Below are 22,609 nucleotides of genomic sequence, written 5' to 3' on the forward strand. Positions count from 1 at the left end.
AAATGTAGATTCATATAGACACTATAAATCTAATATACAGATAGTTAACTAAATTAATAGCTATGAAAAATATAGATGATAAATAGGCTTAATTTTCTATATTTTTATTAAACTCTCCAATTTTCATAACATAATCGTCAAACTTTTCTCTATCTACAGAAGCCTTATTTTTGATCTTTACCCTATAGTTATAAATCGTCGTTACAGAGTTGCCTAACAACTTCGCAATCTTATTACTGTCGTTAATCCCTAACCTTACCAAGGCAAAAATTCTTAATTCGGTAGTTAAGCTATTTTTATTTTTAGTAACGATGGGCTGATCTTTATCAAGTAGTTTATTAAAAGACTCTACGAAGCTAGGGTAGATATGAAGGAAAGTTTCATCGAAGTTTTTATAGAATAGTTTCATTTCCATTTTACGGACATCACTATTCTTAATTTCAGTTAGTAATTCTCCATACTTTCTTTTAATCAACATCTTTTGGGTATGTAAACTTTGATGTTCAAGTTTGTCTATATAGTCACTACATATCTTTAAAAACTCTCCGATATAGACCTCTTTTACCATATTTGTAGTCGACAGATCAGTATGAAGTTGATTGAGCTGTTCATTCGCATCAACTAATTCTTTATTAGAATCTCTAAGCTTATTATTTGTAGTAATAGTAATATTCCTTGCCTCTCTAATGGATTTAACTTGTCGATAAATAAAGAACAAACCTATAACTAGAACTATAGTCATTATTGTAATAATAATGTTGAAGTGTTGTAATCTGCTTTTTTGTTCTCTCAACTGTACTTCATAGGATTTTGATATGACAGGAAGAATATTTGCGATTTGAATAGCCCTTAACTTTGAATTATAGAACAAAGCATCTTCATAGGAGATATTGATGTATTTGTAAGCTCTTTCAATATCGTTTTCATGATATAATAAAAAGGCCAATGTTGCTAATGAAGCATTATCTTTTACTGCAGCTTTTAAGTCTGATATTGCTGAAAGTATCAAATACTTTTTTTGAAAGTTTATTTTTTCTTCAATTTCATAAACTAAGGAACGTTCAAAAGCTACTGTTGCATATAATTTATGTCCCAATTCAGTCCTTGCTAATCTTTTCGAATTGATGGATAACGCTAATTGAAGATCTCTATTATCTAAAGCCCTCGTCTCTCTTATATGTAAAAACTCTTCAGAGTTTTCAGGAACATGCATTAATATAGAATCACAATAATTAGTATAAGCTTCTTTATAACCTTCTTTGATTTTTTTTGTCGGTGAATAAAAATACAATTGATTGTACAAGTCCTTACGAATCACATAATATTTATGTAACAGATGTGTAGACAGCTTTTTAGGATTTAATTTATCGAGTATTTCCGAAGACTCTTGATAAATACCCGCAATCACAAGTACCTGAGCAAGATTCAACTGACTTTCATGAATTAATTCGGGTTCGTTCAATTCTTGTGCAAATTTGATCGCTTCATAGGCGAAATGTAATGCTCCATAAAATTCAAAAACTAGATATTGATTATAAATTTCAGTGGCAAGAAAATACTTATTTCTTGTAGAAGTTGAGTCCGTTTCAAGAACTACTCTGAATTGATCTATCTTTCTATTCTTCTCTATGGAATAAGATTCTCTTTCAGCAATGGTCTGATCCAATAATGAATACAAAGAGTCTAATTGTACATCTTCAAGTGGTGCTGCAATAAAGTCGAAACTGATAAATAGGGATAGTAGTAGTAAAAAATTCCTTTTCATACGCTGGTAAGTTGAAAATCAAATGTCAAAAAATAAGTCGTAGTATTATGATATGCTTATAAAAGGCATTATAGTATCCTCTATTTTAATTAAATATTATGGAATTTGAAAATAATTGATAGAAGAACATTATACATTATGAAATAAACATTAGATCACAGTAATAATTACAATATTCTAAGAAAAGAAAAAAACACCTCAAAGGAAACCTAAGAGGTGTTCGTACTAAAATAGAAAAATTATTCTTACCTAAATTTATTCAGTGATCTTTAACTTCCTATAAAGAAGAGAGAGCAATCCTATTGCAGAAATAGATCCGATTAAAATCAACATTTTAACTTGCGGAAATATCATATTCATATCAGCATTAAAATGAAGTATCTTACGTAAAGCTTCAAGAAAATGCGTTAATGGAATTCCTTTAGAAATATTTTGTATCCATACTGGCATAGCATTTAAAGGCCATGTAAAACCAGATAGAATAAAACTTGGAGTGGAAATCACCATCAATACTTCTGTTGCCTTCAGTTGAGATGGTAAAATCCAGCTGACCAAGCCACCCAAACATGTTAGGGCAAACATAAATACAGCAGTTAATATCAATAAAACACCATAATCAGACGGCTCTGGTAATTTAAAGAGTGGGAACATCAATAATTGAAGTCCACCCCACAAAACCACACCGGTGATCCAATAAGGAAGTGCTTTACCGAAAAATATAGTGAAAGGGTTTTTCGTAATAGATGCAACTTTACCAAAAGTATTTTCCTCATGTTCTTTACTATAGCTAAGTGCCATTCCCAATAAGAAAACCTGTTGCATCACAGCACCTATAATACCTGGCCAAATAAAAGTCAGGTAATTCGATGTCGCATTAAAATATCTTGTATCATCTATAGCAAAGGCTTCCCATTGTTCTTTCGCCGTTGCTAATGGAATTCCCTGTTTGTTGAGTCCAACAATTTCGATTCCTGCATTGAGTGTTCCCAATACCGTACGAATACCGATATTTGCATAATTACCAGTAATCATATTCGCACCATTCACCTCAACTTGGATATGAGGGTGTCTCTTATAATTAATTGCACCTTCAAAACCCTGAGGAATACGAACTATCGCTTCGAAATTTGGTAGTTCATCTTTGATATCACTTTCTTTGATCGAAACATGATCTACACTCAAGTAATAATTTTCCTCTAAAGCATCTATCACTTTATGACTTAGAGGTGAATTATCTTGATCAATTACAGCAATACTTAAGTCTTTTACTGAAGCCTGTTGGTAGGTATACCCCACTAATAACCCAAAAAAGATAGGAGCTCCAAAAAAGACCATGACCAAAACATCATTGGAGAAGAATAATTTAAACTCTCTCTTTACTATCTGAGAAAAGGCTTTTAATTCTTTCATCATCCTTATTTTTTAGACATCACTAAAGTTGTATTTGTAAGCAATTGATCTGCTTTTTTCTTATCAACTGGAATCATTTTTAAGACATAAAGAGATTGATCCATCTCGTAATTAGGATTCATCGATTTCCTTGTAGCAAAAGACATTTCTTCTTGAATAGAAACAACTCTTCCTTTAAATTTTTCTTGGTTACCAAAAGCTGTTGCTACCTCTACTAATTCGTTGTTTTTATATTTTAGGACATCACTTTCATCCAATACAAAACGGAAAAATGTACTTTGGTCTGCATAACCTGAAAAGATATTATAACCTGGTAAAGCTAACTCTCCTTCCTGAAGTGAGATAGATGAAATTCGCATCGCCTTTGGCGCAATAATATAACGTTCGGATAAAGCTACATTTACTTCTTTTAAAGCTCCTTTCGCTCTTTCTAATTGCCCTAGTGCCATACGTTGCTTTTCATTTCTAACACCAGAAATGACTTCTTTTTTCTTAGCTGAAGTACCATCATATTTCGCTTTCGCCATTAAATATTTTGTTTTCACTTCATCATATTTCTGAGCAGAGATTAAAGAGTCCTCATACATTTCTTTTATTCTCTGGTAACTTTTCTCTGCAAATCTATATTGTTCTTCTGCTGCTGTGTAGGCAGCATCTACTTGATCTAATTGTTCCTTAGTTGCTCCATTAAAAGCCATTTGATATTGGGCTTTGGCTGCTTTTACTGCACCCAATGCTTGATCTAATTTTGCTTCAGCTTCTGGTAAATCAATAACCGCTAAGGTATCTCCAGATTTTACAATATCTCCTTCTTCAACATTAAGTTGTACAATTCTTCCAGGAACTTTTGATGCTACATAAACTGCTTTACGTTTTACTTTTCCTTTAAATTGATCGTTTTGAATAGGTTGAGCACAAGATGCTGCTAATAATAATAAGACGATATATGTAAGTTGTTTTTTCATTGCTCTATTTTTGAATGTGTTCTACGTTTAAAACTCCCATAGCATCTAATAATGCTATTGCAGATGTGCGTTGATCTGCTACAGATTGAATGTATTCTAATTGAAGTTTTTCATAATCTGAGATTTCCTCCAAAATGTCATTAACATCGGCTAGACCATTTTTTAATTCTTGTGATCGAATTTTCAACCCAGTCTCAGCTCCATCCAATTTTTGTTTTGCTACATCTACCATTTGAGTAGCAACTTCCCATTCCATTTTTTTCTTTTCAAAATCTAAAGAAACCAACTCCTCAGCATAAGCTTTCTTTTCTCTCATCGACGAGATGGCCAATTCCGATTTTTGCACTTCTCTTTTTCGTTGCAAACCATCAAAGATTTCCCACTGCATACCTACACCAACAAAAGGAATTGGATCTACACTTGTTAAACTAGAACCACCTTGCATAACATGAGCAAAAGCTTTTGCCTTAGGTAAGGCACTATACTGTTCAGCTTTATGTTTTCTTTCAAGTGCTTCAACAGAAAAGTCAATTGCTTTAATCTCTGCTCTATTACCTAAATTGATTTCGTTTTGATCAACCCACCATACTTCAAGTTGAGGTGATATTGTTATTAATTCTTCTTTCGATAAACCCGTTAATTGTTGTAATTTTTGAACTACTAGATTTCTACTTGCATTCAATTCTATTCTTTTGGCAACAATATCTTTTTCAGCAATTCTAATTTTATTCAGATCGTAGTCTGTAGCTAAACCAACTTCTTTCGCTTTTTCTGCAAATTGCTTTTGCTTGTCTAACCTTTTCTGACTCTCTTCTAGTACAACTAAAGATTGTGCTATCACAGCTAACTTATCGTAATATCCGACAGTTTCTGTAATGATTTCATTTTCATCCTTTTGCAGCATGGCTCTTTGACCATTGGCTTTCGCTTCTGCTGCTTTGGCATAATTTGGAGCCTGCAAACCTGAGAAGATGACCATTTCTACATAAGCATCATAAAACCATAAATTTTGATCTTTTAGGCTTAATGTTGGTTGATCAGGTACCTGCATTACCATATTACCAATGTTATTGTATATCCCTTCTATCATTGGAGTTCCAATACCAATCATAGTAGGTGGCAACCCAGAATTTGCCAAATTTGCTAACGATTGTTCTTTACTGTGTTCGATACCTGAGATAAGACTATTCTTTTCTGTAGACATATCTCTTGAGATATTAATATCATTCAGTAGGTAAGCATAGCCACCTTTTACCCCTACCTTTGGAATATAAGTGTATAAAGCTCTTTGCTTATCATATTCTGTTGATTTAATCTCGTTTTCTTTAATTTTAAGTAAGTGCGAATGATCCAGTGCTTTTTCTACAAGATCTTTTCTAGTCAACTCTTGAGCAAATGATTGTTGAACCAGTAAACTCAATAGCAAAGTTAAATAGGATAATAGTATTCTTTTATGTTTCATTATTTCTCCGATCTATATAAAAATAAATCTTAAATTTTACATGAATGAATGTTCATTCACAAATGTATTCTATTAATACGACATCCCCAATAGTATTGTTTCAAATAAGTTTAAATATTCTGAGATTTTTGATTAATTAAAATTAAAGAAATTTTCCTATTCTTGTAACTTGGATTAAAATCATACCATAAACATATATATAATGCCAGTAATTACGAACGATGCAATAGTTTTTGGTCTACTTATGGCCTCATTAGCATTCGTATTTTATACCTCATCTTTAAAGAATTCTTTTTGGTCAAAATTCTATAAAATATTCCCTCCCCTATTGATGTGTTACCTCATTCCTTCTTTGATGAGCACATTCAATTTAATCTCAGCTGATCATTCTAATTTATATACAATGGCTAAGAATTATCTTTTACCTGCCAGTTTGATATTAATGACGATCAGTGTTGATATGAAAGGCATAGTGAACTTAGGTTCTAAAAGTATCATTATGTTCTTATCTGGAACTGTTGGGATTATTTTAGGTGGACCACTAGCGATATTAATCGTATCTGTAATTTCCCCTGAAACTTTCAATGGAGTTGGATTTCAAGAAGCATGGAGAGGTCTTGCCACTCTAGCAGGTAGTTGGATTGGTGGAGGCGCCAACCAAGCAGCTATGTTGGAAATCTATCAATATGATCAATCTCTCTATTCTGGTATTGTCGCAGTTGATATTATCGTTGCTAATATCTGGATGGCCATTCTATTGATGGGTATTGGTAAAACCAAACAGATTGATAAATGGTTAAAAGCCGATGTAAGTGCTATTGAAGAATTAAAAGAGAAGATGACTGCTTTCCAAAAGAAAGTAAGTAAGGAGCCTACTCTAAAAGATTTAATGATTGTATTAGGAGTTGCTTTCGGTATCGTTGGTTTGTCACATTTGTTGGCTCAGCTATTAAGTGGGTATATTTCATCCATTGTGGAAGATCCAAGTACGAGTGTACTAAGTAGTAAATTTTTCTGGTTAGTATTACTTGCTACTACAATTGGTGTGATTTTGAGTTTTACAAAAGCACGAGATTTGGAAGGATACGGTGCTTCTAAATTTGGTAGTGTTTGTATTTACATATTAGTAGCTACCATTGGTATGAAGATGGATGTTACTAAAACTATGGATAACCCAGGTTTATTAGCAGTAGGTGGTGTTTGGATGGCCATTCATGTAATAATCATGATCATTACAGCAAAAATTATTAAAGCACCATTTTTCTTCTTGGCTGTAGGTAGTAAAGCAAATGTTGGTGGTGCAGCTTCAGCGCCAGTTATCGCTTCAGCATTTCACCCTTCATTGGCACCGGTTGGAGTACTATTAGCTGTATTAGGATATGCACTTGGTACTTATGGAGCCATGTTCTGTGCTTATCTAATGATGCTAGCAAGCCAGTAAATTAAAATTAAATGAATTCTCATATTGAACAAATACAAGATAACACTAACCATTTGGTTACATTTCTAGAAAATCTAGATTTATCTAATGAAAAACCAACTAAAGATCAAGAATGGAGTATTTTAGAAATCCTTGAACATATCTATATCACCGATAGAGGTATATATAATATGCTTTCTAAACCCACTGATTTGGTTGCCGAGTCTGATGAGATAGCGGGAAAGGGTAAGTTAGAGCATATTCTAATTAATAAAAGAGCCAATAAGGTGAAGTCTCCTGATTCATTTGTACCAAAAGGCATATACAAAGATGTAGACTCTTTTAAAAAGGAGTTTCTTGCTTTTAGAAATGCTATGGTAGATGATATCATAAATGAGAGGTTCCTTATTGATCAAAGGATACATAAACATTTTGTTTTAGGTGAAATGACGATATCTGATTGGATTTATTTTATCATTTATCATACAAATAGACATTTAGAACAGATAAAGGAAAGAATCTAAATGCTATAAATAGAAAAGTCTTAGAAGTGATATACCTCTAAGACTTTTTTATTTTAATTCTGAACGGTTTCATCAAAGAAGAAATCATCGTCTAAATTAGTTCGTATTTGAGGGGCTCCTATATTTCCAGTCTCTGATAATAGGATGGCAATTCTTCTGGTAGACTCAAACTCCCCAAAAATAATGATCATCAATACTGTAATAGGAACAGAAAGGATCATCCCAATTACTCCCCAAATAGTTCCCCAAAAAGCTAAAGCTATTAGTACCACTAAACTAGATACATTGAGAGAATTTCCCATCAGTTTTGGTTCAACAAAATTACCTACTATCAATTGAATCGCACCAACGGCAAGAAGTACTACCAAACCCAAGGTTGGTTCTGCTGTTTGAATAATGATAAAGAAAGCAGGAAATAAAGTCGCAATTAAAGAACCAATGGTAGGGATGTAATTTAATATGAAAATAATAGCAGCCCAGAAGAAGGGTGCATCAATTCCAACGAAAACAAGTACCAGATAACTTAATACACCTGTGATTAGACTTACAAATGTTTTCAGTGTTAGATAACTACTCACTAAGTTGCTCACTCTAGTAAGCAATTTCATTACTTGAACATAATCTGAATCTTTAGGATACATTGCTTTAAGTTTATCACCAAATCCACTCTCTTCTAACAGTAAGAAAACAATGTATAGAAGTATTGTAAATGCATTGCCAAATAAACCTGTCACAGAAGATAGTACTGTTCTTAGTAGACTTGTAAAATTGGTATCACCCACCATCTTATTTAATGAGTTGGTGATATTAATATCAAAAAGTGCATTTAGCTTATCTTCCATTAACTGTAAGTTACCGTCATAATGTGACATAGATTCTGAAAGATTTTGAATACTTACACTCATAATTTTAACCACAACAAATAAAATCCCAAAGATGGTAAGTGATGCCATGAGATTTTGTAGCCAAATAGGAAGTTTATGTTCTTTCAAACTAATCATTCCACTGATCATTGTTCTTACTTCCACTACAATTAAATAGAAAATTGCAGCAAGTATTAAGGGTACTAAAATACTTTTCAGGTAAATCAGACAAACAACAATAATTACTAATAATAAGGCCGTTGAAGCTGCCTTAGTCACTTTATGCATTTTATATCTTTTTTGATGTAATAACTATTTCTAAAAAAATGGAGTAACCTTAGTAAAAATACGAACAATCTCGAACAAAGCGATCGTTTTCGAACATTATTTACAATTATTTTATAATAACATATGATTATAATCAACTGATAATCAATGTTTTAAAAATTTATGGCATATTTATCGAATTATAGTTAGTGTGTCAAATTAATTACTATCTCACTTAACCTTACTCAAAAATGAAAACTGTAATCTCAACTGTACTAGTGTCATTAATCGTTTTATTATCATCATTTGCTGTACCTACTTCTTTAGAGGAAGCTCCTACTGAAGAAAAAATGTCATTGCTAATTAAGATGGTAAACAGTGCTGAAAATAATGATTGGGAAACACTCAACAAAGCAGCACAATACTCAATTAATTGGAATGCCGATTTAGAATTAGCTAAAGAATGGTTAGATGCATCCTTAAACATCAGTGATAATGCTGAAGCCTATGAGTTACTAGGTGATTATCACTTAAGAAAAGGTGAAATTACAAAAGCTTATGGCTACTATGCGAAAGCATTACAAAAAGGTATTTTCACTTTATCGAAAAAAGATATGCACAGAATCCAACGTAAAAATATGGTCTATGGCAGAGCTTTAAGATAATAAATCAACTGTTTGTGATAAGGTAGGAATAACATCCTACCTTTTTTTATTTCCTTTTTCTTCTCTTTTCACCGGGACAATTACATTCTTCCTTATGTGGGATACTATATTTAAAAGAAAAACCATAGACAGGTGTAATTCTATTTAAATTTCTTTCTGGTTTACCTTCACTTATAAGCTCTCCGTTGGCATCATAACTTGGCCCAGTGGCCGGTGCAAAGTAAAACTCAGTATTTCGCATAGCAAATGCTCCTATTCTAATTCTATCCGACACATACCAATACATATCTAATCGTAATCTTGATAAATCGACTAACCTTTGATCTGTAGCATCATCACCATTATTAATAAAGAACTCATAAGAAAACTCTGTTCGAAATTTTGGCTTACCAATATTAAAATCTTTCCCTAATAACAACCAAAAGCCAAACCTTCCGTAATTATCTCTCGTTCCAGGAGTGTCTACCTGTTTAAAAGGTGTAATATATTCATACTGTATCCTTTTCTGAAAATCTAGTAAACCATCACCAATCTGTCCATTATGTTGTAAGAATAATCGCCAATACCATACATTCCAATCAGGTTCAAAAACAGATCGTATGGAAGCACCTAAGTATAATTTTTCAGTTAGATGATGAGCATATCCGGTCATTATATGTGCTCTATTAATATTTAACCCATCTACGATATAGCTATCAAAAGCAGATGATCGAGTATTGACCTCAAAAAATAATGAATCAAGGTTATTTAATTGATAATCGAAGTTCCAATTGGTCCAATATGAAGTGTCTAAATTTTTCTTCTCTGTTTCCTGAGCGTAGGTAGTTATTGATAGAAAACAGATAGAAATGTAAAGAAAACAGTTAAATTTCATAAAAAAATATTCTAAATCCTTGAATTTCGTTAACAATAGAGCCTTATTAACAAATGCCTTGTAACTAATACTTAAAGGTAACCGATAAATTTAATGATTGCGATTTTCTATTATTCATTTTTGACTTTCGCAGATACTTAATAATTTACTAATCTTACGCATTCATGACGAAATCTCAAACTATAGGACCAACTACTGGCAAACAAAGGCTCGGAGTAATCGACGCATTACGTGGCTTTGCGATATTAGGAATCTTATTTGCAAACATATTGAGCTGGAGTTTGTTTAAGTTTAATCCTTTTACAACTCTTGAAACATTACCATATTTTGAAGAAAACAATATTTTATATAGCTTATTAAGTTTTTTTATTGATACTAAATTCTATAGTATCTTCTCAATTTTATTTGGAGTTGGTTTCTTTTTACAATACGACCGTCAGAGAGACAATCAAGAAGCATTCTTAAAAGTATACAAAAGACGTCTAAGATTTCTAATCTTATTCGGTTTTATCCATATGTTATTCTGGTCTGGTGATATCCTTATGCTTTACGGTATGATGGCATTTATCTTCATACAGTTCAGAAACATGTCTTCTGATAAAATATTAAAATGGTCTATCGGACTAATGTTCCTAGCACCATTAGCTATTGATGCAGTAGTTTATTTCATTGCCCCAGGTTGGATGTCTCCTGAAGAATCATTGGCAAAAAAGACTTATATAGATCAAGATCCTGCTTCTGTTGTTGCAGCATTCCAAAGTGGAAATGTTTTAACGGCATTCAAGCAAAATTTACATAACGTTATGTGGAGATGGTTCGATTTCTTACCATCTGGTAGACCGTTTAAAGTATTAGGCCTTTTCCTATTAGGTTTTTATTTACAGTCTAAAAACTTCTTCACAGTTACAGGGCGTTCTTGGAAAGTATTCTTCTCTTATGCAGCAATAGGAACTGTTTTGCATTTGATTGGATATCAAATTGGTGGCTCTATGGCACAATTCCCAAGTTCACTAAGTGATTTAGGATATAAAGCAGTAATGGTTGTTGGGCAGGTATTCCTTGCTTTATCTTATGCGTCATTATTATCCCTTATCTACCATACAAGTTTTGGTGAAAAGCTATTTATGCCATTAACTTCTGTAGGTAAGATGTCTTTCACCAATTACTTATCACATACATTTATTGGTATTGTCATTTTCTATGGCGTTGGTTTCGGTTTAGGTGGTCATCTTAACTTAGCTCCAATATTTGCCATTGCAGTATTAATATATGCATTCCAAGTAGCATATAGCTATGTTTGGTTGAAGTACTTTAAATTTGGACCATTAGAATGGGGATGGAAATGTCTTACTTATAAAAAGACTTTCCCTCTGAAGAATAGTACTTATGAAAAAATTAAAGCTGACCGTTTAGCAGCAGTGAAAAAATAAACACAACAAAAAAGGTTATGAAGTAATTTCATAACCTTTTTTGTTTTTCAAACTAGAATGGCAAATCTCCATCAATATCATCGCCTCCTACTGGTGGCGGTGGAGGTGGTGGTGTATTTGTTGTTTGCTGTGTTGGTGCAGCATACGCTTGTTGAGGAGCAGCTTGTGGCTGTGCAGCCGCAGCAGCTTGAATTCTCCAAGCTTCTAAGTTTGTAAAATATATAGTTTCTCCTCCCTTATCGAAAGGCCTACCTTTTAAATCAAATGTTACAGCAATATCATCTCCTTCATTAAATCCGTCTAATAAAGTACAACGATCTTGCGTTGCTTGAAATTTAATGTACTGAGGGTAACTTCCATCTTGGATTAACAGTACAAATTCTCTTTTCTTGAAACGATCTGATACTTGTTGAGTATCCATGATCTTTTCAACTTTTCCTACTACTTCGAAAGCCATCTTAAGTCTTTTTTTAGTTTGAATCACGAAGCTACAAAATTGATCAGAAAAATGTTGAATTTTTTATCATAATATTCAACATTTCCAGATAATTTAAGAACTTGCTAAAACAACACTAATCCCTATAAACACATGACTGATTTTTATACTATTTCAGATTTACTGACTGAAGAACAACTACTAATTCAGACTTCCACAAGAGAATTCATTCAAGCGAATGTCTCTCCCATTATTGAAGAATGTGCACAAAAAGCTACTTTTCCGAACCATTTGATTAAACAATTTGGAGAAATGGGCCTTTTAGGTCCTGCCATTTCAGACACATATGGAGGAGGTGGATTAGATTACATTTCATATGGACTCATCATGCAAGAAGTTGAAAGAGGTGATTCTGGACTGAGGTCTATGGCTTCTGTACAAAGCTCATTAGTGATGTATCCTATTGAGGCTTTTGGATCAGAAGAACAAAAAAATAAATGGCTACCTCGTTTAGCTAAAGGTGAGATCTTAGGGTGCTTTGGTTTAACGGAACCAAACCATGGATCTAACCCTGCAGGTATGGAAACAAAGCTCACTGAAAAAGATGGTGAATATATATTGAACGGAGCAAAAATGTGGATTACAAATTCTCCACAAGCAGATATTGCCATCGTCTGGGCTCGAGATGATAATAAAAGAGTAAAAGGTGTCATTGTGGAAAAAGGTATGGAAGGTTTTTCAGCTCCTGAGATTCACAATAAATGGTCTTTAAGAGCTAGTATCACAGGGGAATTGGTTTTTGAAGATGTTAAGATTCCGAAAGAAAATATTCTCCCATTAAAAGATGGATTAGGTGCACCGCTTATGTGTCTAGACAATGCAAGATATGGTATTGCATGGGGTGCTATTGGTGCGGCAATGGATTGTTATGAAACTGCCCTAAAATATTCATTAGAAAGAGAACAGTTTGATCGCCCAATTGCTGGATTTCAATTAACACAGAAGAAACTTTCCGAAATGTTAACAGAAATCACAAAAGCACAACTACTTGCCTTACGATTAGGCCAATTAAAAAACGCTGGAAAGGCTACCACTACACAAATATCTATGGCTAAGCGTAATAACGTAGAAATAGCATTAAAAATAGCCAGAGAATCAAGGCAAATTCTCGGTGGTATGGGTATCTCTGGTGAGTTTTCTATAATGAGACACATGATGAATTTAGAATCTGTTATCACATATGAGGGTACACATGACATACATTTATTAATTTTGGGAGCAGAAATTACAGGAATTCCTGCATTTAAATAAAACTTATGTCAGAGTATAGATATTTTGTGGTCAATAAACCTTACGGAGTATTGCCTCAGTTTTCAGATCATGATGGTAGAAAAACATTAAAAAGTTTAGGGAAATTTCCATCTGATGTCTACCCTGTTGGACGCTTAGATCTTGACAGCGAGGGCTTATTGATCATTACCAATGATAAAATGCTTAATCACAAATTATTAAACCCAAAATTTGAACACAATAAAACCTATTTGGTTCAAGTAGAAGGTGATATTACTGATGAAGCAATAAAAAAATTAGAAAAAGGAACTGAAATTTCAGTCAACAAAACAAAATATAAAACATTACCTGCCCGCTGTAAAAAGGTTGAAAAACCGGAAAATTTAGAGGAAAGAGATCCACCGGTTAGATTTAGAAAAAATATCCCTACTTCCTTTATCGAGCTGACAATTCATGAAGGTAAAAATAGACAGGTAAGAAAAATGACCGCTTCTGTAGGATTTCCTTGTTTAAGATTAATCCGCTTAGCTGTCGAAGACCTAAGGATTGTCAACTTACCAAGAGGTGGTGTTATTGAGCTTGACAAGGAGTTTATGTTGGAAAAACTCAAATTAAAGAAGGATACTGGTAGTGCACCTAGAACGAATCAAGCAAGACATAGAAAACCAAGTGGTGGTTCTAAACGACCAGGTTATGGCAGGCCTAAACCTAAACCAAAAGGTAGAAGATAATCTCAGATATTAACGAAAGCCCGATTGTTATTTTTTTAAATAATAATCGGGCTTTTTTGATAAGTATTAGAAGTGTGTTTAATGTTTTATTATTATAAATTATTTAACCTAAATAGATCCTAAACTATTTTTATATATTTATATCACAAAGCAAATTAATTGATTTTTAGCTATATAAATTCTAACTATGAAACAGTTCCTAACTATTATTTCAGTAGGCTTAGTATCTCTATTGATGATAAGTTGTGATCCTCAAACTGAAGAAAATATTGAACCACAGAAGATTGAGCCTATTTCAAAAGAAGGTGATACACCTATATCACTAAATGGCCTCATGCGTAAGAAGTCTAGATTTACTCAACCATCTTGGTGGTTTACTTTTGAAGAAAAAGGTTACCGTAACTTCTAAAGTAAAAAGAGCGATTTACTCAATGTAAATCGCTCTTTTGTTTAATGAAGAGGTTACTTCCTCTGGTCAATTTTATCATACCAACCTCCAAAAGCATATTGTATTGGGTTTGCCTCTTTCAAGAATTTAGTAGGAAAACCTAAATCAATTGCTGATTCTCCATCCAACAACTCAAGGTCTAACTGATCCAATTGCCAATCCAAACATTTGATATTGTCTATAATTTGATTCGTTTTTCTTGCTCCAATAATTGGAATAATGTTTTTATTCTGTGCTCTCAACCAATTTAAAGCTACTTGAGCAGGACTCTTCCCTAATTTATCTGCTATCTCAACTACTTTTTTAGCGATCGATAAATTTTTGGAATTATACTTTACACTTTTTTCCGTCAACCTACCATCCTTATCTATTTCTTTATTGTATTTACCTGATAACAATCCAGCTCCAAGAGGTGACCAAATAGTTGTTGTCATACCAAAATCATTGGCCATAGGTAATAATTCCCTTTCCACATCACGAGCAATTAAAGAATACTCTACTTGCAGTCCTGCAAAAGCTTCCCATCCTCTTAATTCTGCAATCGTATTTGCTTTTGCAACCACCCATGCAGGTGTATCTGATATTCCTATATAACATACTTTCCCCTGAGAGATTAAGTCATTCATTGCTCTTAATACTTCTTCTGGTTGTGTAGTAAAATCCCACATATGTAACCAAAGGATGTCAATATAATCAGTGTTTAAACGCTTGAGGGATGCTTCAACAGTTCTCATCATATTTCTTCGAGAGTTTCCTGTTCCATTTGGATGTGAGGAATCTTCGATGAGCGTATATTTAGTTGCAAGAACAAACTTATCTCTTTCCTGACCTACAAATTCACCGAGGTATTTCTCAGATGTTCCATTCGTATAAAAGTTGGCAGTATCAAAGAAATTACCACCGGCCTCTACAAAGTTATCAAACACTTCTTTGGATGTATTTCTATCCGAACCTGTTCCCCAATCTTCCCCAAAAGTCATGGTACCTAAACATAGTTCAGAAACTTTTAAACCTGTTTTACCAAATAATTTATAGCGCATATATCATTTTATTAATTGATTCTATATTAAAAATAAGAATTCCTGATCATTTACTATCAAATCATCATTATTAGTTCTTAAAATTTTTATTTTAACTAACCAATTAGTTAAATTAGCAATCAATTAACCAAATGGTGAAAAAAAATGGATAAAAAAGATAAAATTCTTGAAGTAGCGAGAGAAGTATTTCAAAAAAAAGGGAAGAGCGGAGCAAGGATGCAAGAAATTGCGGATAAAGCCGGTGTCAACAAAGCTTTGCTCCATTACTACTTTACGAATAAAGAAGGATTGTTTAAGGAAGTATTTACAGAGATGATTCGAAAAACATTATTGCCTTTAAAAATCAATCTTTTGAGTGGTGAGGACTTAGAAGTAAAAATTAAGAAGTTCGTTGCAGGATACATTGATATAATGAAAGAAAACCCCAATATGGTATCTTTTATTCTTGGCGAATTAAGAATGAATAAAATACCTATTGACCCACCTGAAGATATAAAAGAAAGTCTCAATGTATTGAGAGTTCAATTACGCGATGACGATCGATTTAAAACTATCGACCCTTTTCAAATCATGTCTATGATCATTGGTAGTTGTATTTTCCCATTTATTGGGAGGCCGATGTTAACTCGATTAGGCCTGGAAGATGAACAAACATATGAGCAGTTTTTAGAAGACAGAAAAGAAATATTACCTGATATAATTTTAGATGGAATAAGAAATAGATAATCCAATGAGATCAAAAAATAAACTCCTCCTCCCCTTGCTTATTCTATATGGATGTTGGCATACTGCAGACGCACAAACCATCATTACATTTGAACAGGCTGAAAAAGAAGCTGTAGAAAAGCACCCCATTACAACTCAAAGAGAAATGTATGAAAGGATGCATCAAGCAGGCATAGAAAGTATCAGTAAAGACAAATTACCCAAGTTCAATTTACAGGGTAAACTTGGATACTTCTCAGATGTCATCTCTCCTTCTGACCCTAATTCTCCAGCTGCCGTAGTTTTTCCGGAAATTCCACATACTCAATGGTCTGCTTATGCCTCTGTAGATTATAACCTTTATGATGGAGGTATAAAAAAGAAAAAGATTGCAGATAAGGAAGCAGAATATGGTGTTCAAATGCAAGAGAACACTGTAAGTCAATTCAAGATCAAAGAATCTGTTTCTCAAGTGTATTTTGCGGCGTTAAGTTACCAAGAACAAGAAATACTAATAAAGGATGGTATTATTAAAGAGATCGAAAACCGCATCAAAGAAATGGAAGCTTTGCAAAGCGGTGGGGCGGCCTTACCTAATAGTACTGATGCTCTTAAAGTTGAGTACCATAAGGCAAAGCAGAAACTACTCTCTGTTCAGGCTCAAAAAGATGGAGCTTTAAGAGTATTATCTATTTGGTTAGAAAGGGAAAGTGAATGGAAAGAGATTGAATTAACAAGACCAGAGATATTAAATGAAAATTCTAATGAAATTCTTAGGCCTGAACTAACAATGTTCTCTCTACAAGCACAGAGAATGGATGCAACTAGCGATCTTCTTCACTCTCAGAGAATGCCTAAAGTTGGTCTTTTTGCACTTGGAGGATATGGAACACCTAACCCCTATAACTTTTTTGAGGTAGATGGAGATGTATTCTATCAAGTGGGATTTAAAGTACAATGGTCTCCTTTTGATTACGGTAAAAACAAAAAGGAAAGACAAGTTACTCAGATACAAAAAGAAGTGATTAATGCTGAATTAGAATCATTCAATAAAAATATAAATATTCAGGTTTCACAAATTCAAGCAAGAATTAATCAGCTAGAAACTATGATCACTGAAGATCATGAGATCATAAAAATTCAAGAAAATAGAGCAAAAAGGACGAAAGGTGCATTAGAAAATGGTGCAGCCACTTCTTCTCAATATGTTACAAATTTGAATGAATTAACGGATGCCAAGTTAAACCTCTCAAATCATGAATTGGAGTTATTACAAACTCGTTATCATTTAGCCATGACAAAAGGACTCCTTTAAACCGAAAGAATAAAACAATGAAAAATATAGATAAAAATACAAACCTACTATCGAAAACCATTCTTGGTTTAGCCTGCTTATTTTCTTTATCAGCATGTAACTCTAATGATGAGAAGTCAGATGCCTATGGAAATTTTGAAGCAGTTGAGGTCGTAGTATCTGCTCAAGAAAATGGACAATTAAAATCATTTGAGGTCAATGAAGGACAGAAGATAAAAATTGAACAGCAAATTGGGTTAATCGATACGGTATTACTCCATCTACAAAAAGAAGAAATGTTAGCTCAAATTAATAGCTTAGGAGATAGAGTGATGAGTTATCATGAACAAATCGAAGTATATAAAGCCCAGAAGGAAAAGTTAACTAACGATAAAGATCGATTAGAAAAACTATTCGCAAATGAAGCCGCTACTCAACAACAATTAGATGATGTTAATGCAGCTTTAGCCATTAATGAAAAGCAGCTAACAGCAACCAAAAGAAAGATCCAGGATTCTAATAGAGCTACGCTTAGCCAATATGAGCCTCTCAGTAAAAAAGTAGACTTGATTAATGAAAGAATTAAAAGATGTACGATTTCCTCTCCAATATCAGGTACTGTCTTACAAAAATATGTAGAAAATGGTGAAATGACTGGTACTGGAAGACCGCTATTCAAGGTAGCAGACCTTGATATCATTAAAGTCAAAGCCTACGCAAGTGCTACCCAACTTCAGAAGATTAAAACCGGACAAAAAGTGACTGTTTTAACAGATGGACAAGAAGGTAATATGAACCAAACGCAAGGTGTTGTCGAATGGATTTCTGATAAAGCTGAATTTACGCCCAAAACAATACAGACGAGAGAAGAAAGGGTAAGTCTTGTATATGCTTTTAAAGTCCGAGTTGATAATAAGGATGGAAAATTTAGAATAGGAATGCCAGCTGAAATCAACTTCTAAATAAGATCGTTATGAATGCTGTAGAAGTAAAAAATCTTAAGAAGTCATACGGTGATGTCGAAGCTTTAAAAGGTATTTCATTTGATGTGAAAGAAAATGAAATATTTGGTCTAATTGGTCCTGATGGTGCTGGGAAAACCACACTAATTAGAATATTAGCCTCACTGCTTATTGCTGATAGTGGAACTGTATCTGTAATTGGAAAAGACCCTGATAAAGACTATGCCTATATCCGTAATCATATTGGCTATATGCCAGGTAAATTTTCCTTATATGAAGACTTATCAATCAAGGAGAATTTAGAATTCTTTGCCACAATGTTCGGTACAACAATAGCAAAGTCTTACGACCTGATAAAGGATATCTATCAACAAATTGAACCCTTTAATGATAGAAAAGCAGGTGCTCTTTCTGGGGGGATGAAGCAAAAATTAGCATTAAGTGCAGCACTTATTCATTATCCTAAGATTTTATTTCTTGATGAACCTACAACAGGTGTAGATCCTGTATCAAGAAAGGAGTTTTGGCAAATCATAAAAGGTCTCCATCAACATAATATTACTATTGTTGTTTCAACTCCATATATGGATGAAGCTGACTTGTGTGATCGAGTAGCCTTGATGGATAATGGCAAAATATTAGGAATAGACACCCCTCAAAATGTAGCGGAATCTTTTGATAAAATACTTTATGCTATAGAAGTAAAAGGAAGTAATTACCAACTTCTAAAAGCACTAAGAAAATTTCCCAATATGGAAAGTGTTTTTCCTTTTGGGGAGAAACTCCATTATACCGATAAACGAGAGGGTGATTATACGACAGAACTTACTCATTACCTTACGGAAAATCAATTTGAGGAGGTCGATGTCAAAATTATCAAATCGAATACAGAAGATGTCTTTATTCGATTAATGAATAAAAAAGATAAGTAAGATGGAAGCAGAAAAAATTATTGAGACCAAAGATTTAACGAAAAAATTTGGAGATTTTGCTGCTGTCAATAAGATCTCTTTTGATGTAAAAAAAGGAGAAATTTTTGGTTTCCTTGGCGCCAATGGAGCTGGTAAAAGTACAGCAATGAAAATGCTTACAGGTCTTTTGACACCTACTTCCGGAGATGCACAAGTTGCTGGGCTTAATCTTTATACTCAGCAAGAAGAGATTAAGAAAGTTATCGGCTATATGAGTCAAAAATTCTCCTTGTACGATGATCTTTCTTTACAGGAAAACATCCGCTTTTTTGGTGGTATTTATGGCTTACCTCCAAAGGTATTACAAGAGAGAGGAGACCAAATGATCGACCGATTGAAATTGACTGATGTAAAAAATAAGTTGCTGAGAGAAGTTCCATTGGGATGGAAACAAAAAATTGCTTTTTCTGTAGCTACACTTCACCAACCAAAAATTGTATTCTTGGATGAACCAACCGGTGGAGTTGATCCCATTACAAGAAGACAATTCTGGGAAATGATCTATGAAGCAAGTGATAATGGAACCACCGTTTTTGTTACCACCCATTATATGGATGAAGCAGAATATTGTGACCGTATCTCCATCATGGTACAAGGTAGAATCGAAGGATACGGATCTACCAAAGAGTTAAAATCTGAATTTAAGTCTCAGAATATGGACGAAGTCTTTATCAAATTAGCTCGAGGAGAAAATTATAAGCTCAAATCGTAAGGACATGAATAGATTAAAAGGGATTATAAAAAAAGAGTTCTTTCACATCTTTAGAGATAAAAGAACTTTACTAATACTCTTTGGAATTCCAATTGTCCAAATTGTGTTATTTGGTTTTGCCATATCAACTGAAATCAAGCAAGTGAAAATTGCTGTATTAGATATGGCTAAAGACGAGCATAGTCAAAAAATCACTGAAAAAGTGTTATCTACTCCATATTTTGTATTGGATAAGTACCTAAACGATACTAAAGAAATTGATGAGACTTTTAAAGAAGGAAAGATCAAAGCCACTTTAGTATTTCCTCCAAAATTCAGTGAAGAATTGGAGAGGACAAATCAGGCCAATGTTCAAATTATTGCTGATGCCTCAGATCCAAACACCGGAACTCAAATAGGCAGTTTTTTACAACTTCAAGTTCAGGAGTATTTAATCACCAATGAATTTTCAAAAGGAGGGATAAAAATTCCTGCATTAATTAATGCGGAAGTTGAAATGAGGTACAATAAAGAATTGAAGTCCGCTTATATGTTTGTTCCAGGTCTCATCACTATCATATTAATGCTGGTTTGTACGATGATGACTTCAATTGCCATCACAAGAGAAATAGAAACAGGAACAATGGAAGTATTATTAGCCTCGCCAATGCATCCGGCTATTATATTATTAGGTAAAGTACTCCCTTATCTCCTATTATCTTTTGCTAATGCCTCTTTAATACTCGGATTAGGTAAATTTATCTTTTATGTACCTATTGTAGGTAATCCACTATTATTAGCTGCAGAAATTGGTCTTTATTGTTTGGTAGTATTGGCATTAGGAATTTTTATTTCGACAGTAGCTAGAACACAACAATTGGCATTAATGATTTCATTATTTGCTTTATTTCTTCCAACAATGCTTCTATCTGGATTTATTTTTCCAGTAGAAAATATGCCTTTGCCTCTTCAAATTATTTCAAGAATAGTTCCTGCTACTTATTTCAATATCATCATAAAAGCTATCATGCTAAAAGGAGCGAGTTTTTCTATCATTTGGAAAGAAACAGTCATTCTTATAGGCATCTTTATCGTTCTGATGGGAGTAAGTACCAAACGTTTTAAGATAAGATTAGAATAATGATTTATCCATTAAGATGAATTACAAAATCAAAAAATAAGAAAATGGGTGGATTAAAATTTTTACTCGAAAAAGAATTTAAACAGATCTTCAGAGATAAAGGCATGCTTCCTTTAATCTTTATGATGCCAATTCTACAGTTGTGTGTTTTATCTTTTGCTGCAACTTTTGATGTGAAGAACATTAATATTGAGATTGCAGATTTAGATAACAGTGTACTATCCCAGCAACTGATAGGTAAATATGAGGCATCAAAATACTTTAATCTTATTTCCTTTAGGCACTCTACAGACAATTTAGGAGAAGGTCTACAGGAAGGTGAAGTTGGTATATACCTTGAAATCCCTAAAGATTTTGAGAAAGATATCGTCAATGAAATACCCACTAGCATTGCTATCAAAGTAGATGCTATTGATGGTATGACTGCAGGTGTTTCTGTATCCTATGCTCAAACAATTATCCAAGACTTTAGAGAAGAAATTGGAGAACGTTATGGCATTAAAGAAACTGCTATTGCAAAAGGTCAACTTCCTTTACAATTCAATATATCCAACCAAAATTGGTACAATAAAACCTTGAATTACAAATTCTATATGGTGCCAGGTTTATTGGTGCTTTTGGTGAGTATGATTGGGATGTTTCTTACATCAATGAATATTGTAAAAGAAAAAGAAATTGGAACAATAGAACAGTTAAATGTAACTCCAATATCCAAGGCTGAATTTATACTAGGTAAACTCACTCCTTTTTGGCTTATTGGTATGTTTGTGCTCACAATTGGACTATTAGTGGCAAAACTATTCTTTAGTGTCCCTATGGTAGGTTCTTTAGTTATTGTATACAGTTTTGCCATTATCTATCTGTTTGTTGTTTTAGGTCTTGGGCTGTTTATTTCAACTTTAGCAGACACACAGCAACAAGCAATGTTTATTGCTTGGTTTTTCATGATCATCTTTGTTTTACTTAGTGGTCTATTTACTCCTATCGAAAACATGCCTGATTGGGCACAAAAAATTACTCTTTTGAACCCTGTAAGATATTTTATTGAGGTAATGAGAGGAGTTTTATTAAAAGGTGCTACATGGAGTGATGTAAAAAATAATTTCTTAGTCATTGGTGTCTATGCAATGATAATCAATCTAATGGCAATTTTTGCTTATCGTAAAACCAACTAATTCACACAAAGAAATAGTCATAACAACCATTTTAAAGGGTTTTATGACTATTTTTTTGTAATGTTGCATGCAATAAATAA

22 protein-coding genes are annotated in these 22,609 nt (G+C 33.3%); 14 read left to right on the forward strand and 8 right to left on the reverse strand.

The features are described from left to right. Positions 1–88: 88 nt before the first annotated feature. The 4 genes from HGP29_RS12510 to HGP29_RS12525 form a co-directional block, all read right to left on the reverse strand. Positions 89–1,765 (reverse strand): DUF6377 domain-containing protein, encoded by a 1,677-nt coding sequence (locus HGP29_RS12510; RefSeq protein WP_168882745.1) that lies wholly within the window; start codon positions 1,763–1,765, stop codon positions 89–91. A gap of 255 nt (positions 1,766–2,020) precedes the next feature. Then, positions 2,021–3,175, reverse strand: a complete 1,155-nt coding sequence (locus HGP29_RS12515) for an ABC transporter permease (protein WP_211093282.1) — start codon at positions 3,173–3,175, stop codon at positions 2,021–2,023. A 5-nt stretch (positions 3,176–3,180) separates the two neighbouring features. Further along, positions 3,181–4,140 (reverse strand): HlyD family secretion protein, encoded by a 960-nt coding sequence (locus tag HGP29_RS12520; protein WP_168882747.1) that lies wholly within the window; start codon positions 4,138–4,140, stop codon positions 3,181–3,183. Between the two features lie 4 nt (positions 4,141–4,144). Further along, the gene (locus tag HGP29_RS12525; RefSeq protein ID WP_168882748.1) at positions 4,145–5,602 is read right to left on the reverse strand and encodes a TolC family protein; all 1,458 of its coding nucleotides are present in this window, start codon (positions 5,600–5,602) and stop codon (positions 4,145–4,147) included. 244 nt (positions 5,603–5,846) lie between these two features. On the opposite strand from HGP29_RS12525, the gene HGP29_RS12530 reads away from it, so the two are divergent. Both HGP29_RS12530 and HGP29_RS12535 read left to right on the forward strand, forming a co-directional pair. Next, positions 5,847–7,043, forward strand: a complete 1,197-nt coding sequence (locus tag HGP29_RS12530; RefSeq protein WP_317169944.1) for a DUF819 family protein — start codon at positions 5,847–5,849, stop codon at positions 7,041–7,043. A gap of 11 nt (positions 7,044–7,054) precedes the next feature. Further along, a complete protein-coding gene (locus HGP29_RS12535) occupies positions 7,055–7,546 on the forward strand; it encodes a DinB family protein (RefSeq protein WP_168882750.1) in 492 nt (163 codons plus the stop codon). Positions 7,547–7,599: 53 nt separating this feature from the next. Here the strand turns inward: HGP29_RS12535 and HGP29_RS12540 are convergent, their stop codons facing one another. Further along, on the reverse strand, positions 7,600–8,697 hold the full coding sequence (locus HGP29_RS12540; RefSeq protein ID WP_168882751.1) for an AI-2E family transporter: 1,098 nt from the start codon (positions 8,695–8,697) through the stop codon (positions 7,600–7,602). A 230-nt stretch (positions 8,698–8,927) separates the two neighbouring features. On the opposite strand from HGP29_RS12540, the gene HGP29_RS12545 reads away from it, so the two are divergent. Next, positions 8,928–9,341: a hypothetical protein gene (locus HGP29_RS12545; protein WP_168882752.1), complete on the forward strand. Its 414-nt coding sequence runs from the start codon at positions 8,928–8,930 to the stop codon at positions 9,339–9,341. 46 nt (positions 9,342–9,387) lie between these two features. Here HGP29_RS12545 and HGP29_RS12550 read toward each other — a convergent pair whose 3' ends face one another. Next, positions 9,388–10,215 (reverse strand): hypothetical protein, encoded by an 828-nt coding sequence (locus HGP29_RS12550; protein WP_168882753.1) that lies wholly within the window; start codon positions 10,213–10,215, stop codon positions 9,388–9,390. A 164-nt stretch (positions 10,216–10,379) separates the two neighbouring features. Between HGP29_RS12550 and HGP29_RS12555 the strand changes: the two genes are divergently transcribed. Further along, positions 10,380–11,645: a DUF418 domain-containing protein gene (locus HGP29_RS12555; RefSeq protein WP_168882754.1), complete on the forward strand. Its 1,266-nt coding sequence runs from the start codon at positions 10,380–10,382 to the stop codon at positions 11,643–11,645. Between the two features lie 52 nt (positions 11,646–11,697). Here HGP29_RS12555 and HGP29_RS12560 read toward each other — a convergent pair whose 3' ends face one another. After that, positions 11,698–12,102, reverse strand: a complete 405-nt coding sequence (locus HGP29_RS12560; RefSeq protein WP_168882755.1) for a DUF3127 domain-containing protein — start codon at positions 12,100–12,102, stop codon at positions 11,698–11,700. A 132-nt stretch (positions 12,103–12,234) separates the two neighbouring features. Here HGP29_RS12560 and HGP29_RS12565 point away from each other — a divergent pair, with 132 nt between their 5' ends. From HGP29_RS12565 to HGP29_RS12575, 3 genes are all read left to right on the forward strand, one after another. Next, the gene (locus tag HGP29_RS12565; protein ID WP_168882756.1) at positions 12,235–13,392 is read left to right on the forward strand and encodes an acyl-CoA dehydrogenase family protein; all 1,158 of its coding nucleotides are present in this window, start codon (positions 12,235–12,237) and stop codon (positions 13,390–13,392) included. A gap of 5 nt (positions 13,393–13,397) precedes the next feature. Continuing rightward, on the forward strand, positions 13,398–14,102 hold the full coding sequence (locus tag HGP29_RS12570; RefSeq protein ID WP_168882757.1) for a pseudouridine synthase: 705 nt from the start codon (positions 13,398–13,400) through the stop codon (positions 14,100–14,102). A 187-nt stretch (positions 14,103–14,289) separates the two neighbouring features. Then, the gene (locus HGP29_RS12575; protein ID WP_168882758.1) at positions 14,290–14,511 is read left to right on the forward strand and encodes a hypothetical protein; all 222 of its coding nucleotides are present in this window, start codon (positions 14,290–14,292) and stop codon (positions 14,509–14,511) included. A gap of 53 nt (positions 14,512–14,564) precedes the next feature. Here the strand turns inward: HGP29_RS12575 and HGP29_RS12580 are convergent, their stop codons facing one another. Continuing rightward, positions 14,565–15,590, reverse strand: a complete 1,026-nt coding sequence (locus tag HGP29_RS12580) for an aldo/keto reductase (RefSeq protein ID WP_168882759.1) — start codon at positions 15,588–15,590, stop codon at positions 14,565–14,567. Positions 15,591–15,734: 144 nt separating this feature from the next. On the opposite strand from HGP29_RS12580, the gene HGP29_RS12585 reads away from it, so the two are divergent. From HGP29_RS12585 to HGP29_RS12615, 7 genes are read left to right on the forward strand one after another with little or no spacing between them, the layout of a single operon-like run. After that, positions 15,735–16,316 (forward strand): TetR/AcrR family transcriptional regulator, encoded by a 582-nt coding sequence (locus tag HGP29_RS12585; protein WP_168882760.1) that lies wholly within the window; start codon positions 15,735–15,737, stop codon positions 16,314–16,316. A gap of 4 nt (positions 16,317–16,320) precedes the next feature. Then, positions 16,321–17,610, forward strand: a complete 1,290-nt coding sequence (locus HGP29_RS12590; protein WP_168882761.1) for a TolC family protein — start codon at positions 16,321–16,323, stop codon at positions 17,608–17,610. A 17-nt stretch (positions 17,611–17,627) separates the two neighbouring features. Continuing rightward, positions 17,628–18,551: an HlyD family secretion protein gene (locus HGP29_RS12595; protein WP_168882762.1), complete on the forward strand. Its 924-nt coding sequence runs from the start codon at positions 17,628–17,630 to the stop codon at positions 18,549–18,551. An 11-nt stretch (positions 18,552–18,562) separates the two neighbouring features. After that, positions 18,563–19,483 carry an ABC transporter ATP-binding protein gene (locus HGP29_RS12600; RefSeq protein WP_168882763.1) on the forward strand — a complete coding sequence of 307 codons (921 nt, stop codon included), beginning with the start codon at positions 18,563–18,565 and terminating at the stop codon, positions 19,481–19,483. Position 19,484: 1 nt separating this feature from the next. Next, positions 19,485–20,234 (forward strand): ABC transporter ATP-binding protein, encoded by a 750-nt coding sequence (locus tag HGP29_RS12605; RefSeq protein ID WP_168882764.1) that lies wholly within the window; start codon positions 19,485–19,487, stop codon positions 20,232–20,234. 4 nt (positions 20,235–20,238) lie between these two features. Then, positions 20,239–21,354, forward strand: a complete 1,116-nt coding sequence (locus tag HGP29_RS12610) for an ABC transporter permease (protein ID WP_168882765.1) — start codon at positions 20,239–20,241, stop codon at positions 21,352–21,354. A gap of 44 nt (positions 21,355–21,398) precedes the next feature. Further along, the gene (locus HGP29_RS12615; protein ID WP_168882766.1) at positions 21,399–22,529 is read left to right on the forward strand and encodes an ABC transporter permease; all 1,131 of its coding nucleotides are present in this window, start codon (positions 21,399–21,401) and stop codon (positions 22,527–22,529) included. Positions 22,530–22,609: the final 80 nt, after the last annotated feature.

The sequence above is a fragment of the Flammeovirga agarivorans genome (assembly GCF_012641475.1).
GTDB lineage: Bacteria > Bacteroidota > Bacteroidia > Cytophagales > Flammeovirgaceae > Flammeovirga > Flammeovirga agarivorans.

Coding starts and splice junctions, on each gene's coding strand:
- HGP29_RS12575 (WP_168882758.1), top strand. CDS start 14,290: ATGAAACAGTTCCTAACTATTATTTCAGTAGGCTTAGTATCTCTATTG.
- HGP29_RS12610 (WP_168882765.1), top strand. CDS start 20,239: ATGAATAGATTAAAAGGGATTATAAAAAAAGAGTTCTTTCACATCTTT.
- HGP29_RS12585 (WP_168882760.1), top strand. CDS start 15,735: ATGGATAAAAAAGATAAAATTCTTGAAGTAGCGAGAGAAGTATTTCAA.
- HGP29_RS12550 (WP_168882753.1), bottom strand. CDS start 10,215: ATGAAATTTAACTGTTTTCTTTACATTTCTATCTGTTTTCTATCAATA.
- HGP29_RS12615 (WP_168882766.1), top strand. CDS start 21,399: ATGGGTGGATTAAAATTTTTACTCGAAAAAGAATTTAAACAGATCTTC.
- HGP29_RS12535 (WP_168882750.1), top strand. CDS start 7,055: ATGAATTCTCATATTGAACAAATACAAGATAACACTAACCATTTGGTT.
- HGP29_RS12525 (WP_168882748.1), bottom strand. CDS start 5,602: ATGAAACATAAAAGAATACTATTATCCTATTTAACTTTGCTATTGAGT.
- HGP29_RS12545 (WP_168882752.1), top strand. CDS start 8,928: ATGAAAACTGTAATCTCAACTGTACTAGTGTCATTAATCGTTTTATTA.
- HGP29_RS12540 (WP_168882751.1), bottom strand. CDS start 8,697: ATGCATAAAGTGACTAAGGCAGCTTCAACGGCCTTATTATTAGTAATT.
- HGP29_RS12530 (WP_317169944.1), top strand. CDS start 5,847: ATGGCCTCATTAGCATTCGTATTTTATACCTCATCTTTAAAGAATTCT.
- HGP29_RS12605 (WP_168882764.1), top strand. CDS start 19,485: ATGGAAGCAGAAAAAATTATTGAGACCAAAGATTTAACGAAAAAATTT.
- HGP29_RS12595 (WP_168882762.1), top strand. CDS start 17,628: ATGAAAAATATAGATAAAAATACAAACCTACTATCGAAAACCATTCTT.
- HGP29_RS12565 (WP_168882756.1), top strand. CDS start 12,235: ATGACTGATTTTTATACTATTTCAGATTTACTGACTGAAGAACAACTA.
- HGP29_RS12515 (WP_211093282.1), bottom strand. CDS start 3,175: ATGAAAGAATTAAAAGCCTTTTCTCAGATAGTAAAGAGAGAGTTTAAA.
- HGP29_RS12600 (WP_168882763.1), top strand. CDS start 18,563: ATGAATGCTGTAGAAGTAAAAAATCTTAAGAAGTCATACGGTGATGTC.
- HGP29_RS12580 (WP_168882759.1), bottom strand. CDS start 15,590: ATGCGCTATAAATTATTTGGTAAAACAGGTTTAAAAGTTTCTGAACTA.
- HGP29_RS12520 (WP_168882747.1), bottom strand. CDS start 4,140: ATGAAAAAACAACTTACATATATCGTCTTATTATTATTAGCAGCATCT.
- HGP29_RS12560 (WP_168882755.1), bottom strand. CDS start 12,102: ATGGCTTTCGAAGTAGTAGGAAAAGTTGAAAAGATCATGGATACTCAA.
- HGP29_RS12555 (WP_168882754.1), top strand. CDS start 10,380: ATGACGAAATCTCAAACTATAGGACCAACTACTGGCAAACAAAGGCTC.
- HGP29_RS12590 (WP_168882761.1), top strand. CDS start 16,321: ATGAGATCAAAAAATAAACTCCTCCTCCCCTTGCTTATTCTATATGGA.
- HGP29_RS12570 (WP_168882757.1), top strand. CDS start 13,398: ATGTCAGAGTATAGATATTTTGTGGTCAATAAACCTTACGGAGTATTG.
- HGP29_RS12510 (WP_168882745.1), bottom strand. CDS start 1,765: ATGAAAAGGAATTTTTTACTACTACTATCCCTATTTATCAGTTTCGAC.